Here is a 3,141-nt window from a genome sequence, read left to right as displayed (position 1 = left end):
TGAGCGGTGCGCGGGACATGTCGTGCGGCGCGTACCACGCCCTCGGCGCGACAACCCCGTTATCGCCCCATGCGGAGCGAATCACGGAGAGTGCCTCAAGCGGCATGTCCTGCCAGTTGAAATACTTGAGCATCAGCCCCTGATACGGAGCGGAGTCCTTGAAATTGGCCCAGCCCTTTTCGCGCACGGACTTGACCGTGGTGAAGTTCATGATGGTGAAGGTCAGGATGGTCAGGGTGGCCAGCGTCAGGGCCGTGCGGATGGGCCGCCTGCGCAGGTTGCCCACGCCGAGGGCGAAGGCTGCGCCGAACGCGGCCGTGGCGCTCAGGTTGGAAATGCGCACGTGCTTGGATCGCCGCTGCAGGTCCACCATCTCGCGCTCGAACCGGAAAAAGATGATCATGCCCACCAAAAGCGACAGGCCGAGGATGAAAAAGGCCAGTATGACCACCAGCGGGCTGTACGTCAGGTCAAAGGCCGGGTGCACGGCATAGACCGCGCCGATGACCAGCCCGAGCATGCCGAGGAAACCGCAGATGCGCTTCTTGATGTCGGCGAACCCGAACACCAGCCGCTCCATGCAGTAGGCAAAGGGGATGAACAGGGCCACGTAGAACAACACGCCCACCAACACGTCCCGCTGGGTGCGGTCCACATCGCTGTACACGCGGGACGCCTTGGCAAGCGAGGCCCGAGAAGACTCCACGAATCCACGCCAATCCTTGCTTTCCCGCTGCGTTTCCGCCCGATTCAAATCATCGAGACCGCGTTGCCACAGGGCGCGGATGCGGTCGTTGACAATGCCCCGGCTCTCCAGCGCGTCGATACGCGGAGCCAGCAGGCTCCACATGTCGCGGGCGGCGCGGTACTCGGTCTGCGGTATGACCGGCCACTTCTCGGCCACATACCCCCTGCCAAGCGGATGTTTTTCATTCGCGTTGAGCAGAAGCACCTTCTTGTCGATGACCGTGTCGGAAAGGGTCAGCTTGATGGGCGTGTCCGGTTCGAGGAACAGGGTGCCGAGCGTGGACCAGCGCGTGTCGAGACGGCTGTACCAGTAGTTCACCGGCGGCGCCTCGGTGCGGGCGTCGATGAGCTTTGGCCGGTACAGGTACTTGAAAGTGCGCGGGTCGAACATGTCGAACACCGTGGTCTGGCTGCAGTTGAACAGCGTCAGGCCGGTCTTCATGTGGGCACGTCCAAGCTTCACACGGTAATTGGACTTGCCGGTCTTGGGCTTGTTGATGGCCCATGTGGCCAGCCCGGTCTCCGGGTCGAAACCGAAGCCCTCGATAACCGCCTTGTGGTAGCTGATCTTCTTGTTGCACAGGCCCGGAACCCGAAACACGCCAGCCGTGTCCACCATGGAATACATCCGCGTGGTCCACTGGAAGGTCAGCATCACCCCGTCGGTGCCGGGCTTGTCAGGAAATATCTCGCCCTTGCGCAGGAGGTGCGCCCGTCCGGTCAGGGTGGTGTAGCGGTTCTTGCCACGCTTGCCCACGTCGCAGCGGCTCGTGCGACAACGCGCCCACCAGCTTCCGCACCAGCAGGGACTGGCGGTCCAGATACTCGAAGTTCACCTTTTCCGGGGTGTCGAACGGCGTGTGCCACGAGGAGCGGGCATCGTGCAGCGTGGCAAGCGTGAACCCCGGCAGCCCGGCAATGGCCATGGGCTCGCCGCCGAGTTCAGGGTTGTCCGGCAGATAACTCTGCCACGAACGAGCCGCGTTGGGCCTGAGCGTCCCCTCGTAAAGCTTGCCGAGTCGTTCGGGCTGGGCCCTGGCCGTCTCGGTCATGACGTCATGGATGCCGGAGAAAAAGCGGGTGCGGTTGACCTGCGGTTTGAGGTGGTAGAGCCAGCCCTTGTCAAACCCGCCAACCGCGTCGCCACGGCTGGACAGGTGCAGGGCGACATGCGCGGCCACCGGACGGCCCTCTACCATGTCGCGCAGGGCAAAAAGACTTTCAAGGTCGGCCTTCTGCTCCCGTGTGTCTATGACGGCCCGGCGCTCCAGCCGCTTGATGGTGGGCGTGAAGGTACGAAGGAGTTCCTTTTCCGCTGCACCGAGCTCGACATCGCCACCCGTGGACTGCACCCACTGGAGCCGCTTGAGAGTCATGCGCCGGGAGGCCAGCGACTTGATGAGCTTCTGGTCGGCCTGTTTGCCGAGCAGCCGAAGTCGCATCAGGTCCGAGGTCAGGGAGTCTTCACGGTCGCGCACGACCTTGCGGTATGCCTTGCGCAGCAGCTCCTGAGTTTCGGAGTCGGAAAGATTGGTTTCGGAAAGCGGGTCTTCCTGTTCCAGAAGCTCCAGCGTTTTCTCGGCCTCCTCAAGCCGGGCGCGAAGCTCCTCGCGCCGCTCTTCGAGCACGTCCTTGTCCACGGCAAAGGCCTGCGTGAACTCGCGCATGCCGAGCTGTGCCTGTGCGCTTGCTCCGACAGAGACGAGCAGCACGCTCCTGCCCGGCGGGGACTCGGCGTACATCCGGGCGATTTCCGTCAGCGCGGCTGCGGAGGCGGCCTGATCCGCGCCCGGAGAGGCTCCGGCCACCCAGCCGCCCGCGTCGTGAAACGCCTGTACGATGAGCAACTGGTCCTTCAGCTCGGGGTCGGTGCCGGGAATGTGCACCCAAACGTTACGGCCTTCCCCGCGCTTCCAGAACGCCCTGGAGGTCAGGCGGCAGGCGCCCAGTGCGCTCGGACCGCGCTCCCGGAACCCCTCGCCCATGAGCCGCTCGGCCTCGGGCTCGGAGAGCCAGAAGAACGGCAGGTCCACGGGCGTGGGCTCGTATTTGATGGAAAAGAGGTTGCGCGCCGCGACCACGTCGCTCTCCGGCCCCACGAACACGATGGCCCGCGCGCCGAGCATGGCCGCGTTGTTCCAGCGCTTGCCGGAACGCAAGTCCATGAAGACCACCGCGTCCTCGGCGTTCAGGCCGGAAAACTCGGTGAGACGGCCCGACCCCACGTAGATGCTGGCCCGTCATGGCCGGGCGGTGCAATCGCCCCCGGCGCAAGGGCATTGGAGGTGAGCTGTCTGGGCCGGACCGAATGGCCGGTCTCCTTGAGGGTCAGCTCCGCGCCGCCACGCTCCACGCGGGCCACGCGGAAGCTCTGCACGCCGGAAGCGATGTCCC

Annotated in this window: 2 protein-coding genes and 1 pseudogene; all 3 read right to left on the bottom strand. The window is 64.7% G+C overall.

Features of this window, described 5'->3' with window-relative positions; genetic code table 11:
* Positions 1-1,504, bottom strand: a pseudogene (locus tag JCM12178_RS18910) (hypothetical protein); the annotation flags it as partial.
* Positions 1,425-2,972 (bottom strand): hypothetical protein, encoded by a 1,548-nt coding sequence (locus tag JCM12178_RS18905; protein ID WP_054653185.1) that lies wholly within the window; start codon positions 2,970-2,972, stop codon positions 1,425-1,427. The pseudogene JCM12178_RS18910 and the gene JCM12178_RS18905, both read right to left, overlap by 80 nt.
* Positions 2,936-3,141, bottom strand: a 206-nt coding sequence (locus JCM12178_RS18900; RefSeq protein WP_174888045.1) for a hypothetical protein, incomplete at its 5' end; no start/stop codon positions are given. The genes JCM12178_RS18900 and JCM12178_RS18905, both read right to left, overlap by 37 nt.

The sequence above is a fragment of the Salidesulfovibrio brasiliensis JCM 12178 genome (assembly GCF_001311825.1).
GTDB classification, from domain to species: Bacteria; Desulfobacterota; Desulfovibrionia; order Desulfovibrionales; family Desulfovibrionaceae; genus Pseudodesulfovibrio; species Pseudodesulfovibrio brasiliensis.
The sequence above is the reverse complement of the archived record's forward strand: the minus strand, read 5'-3'. Positions and strand labels throughout refer to the sequence as shown.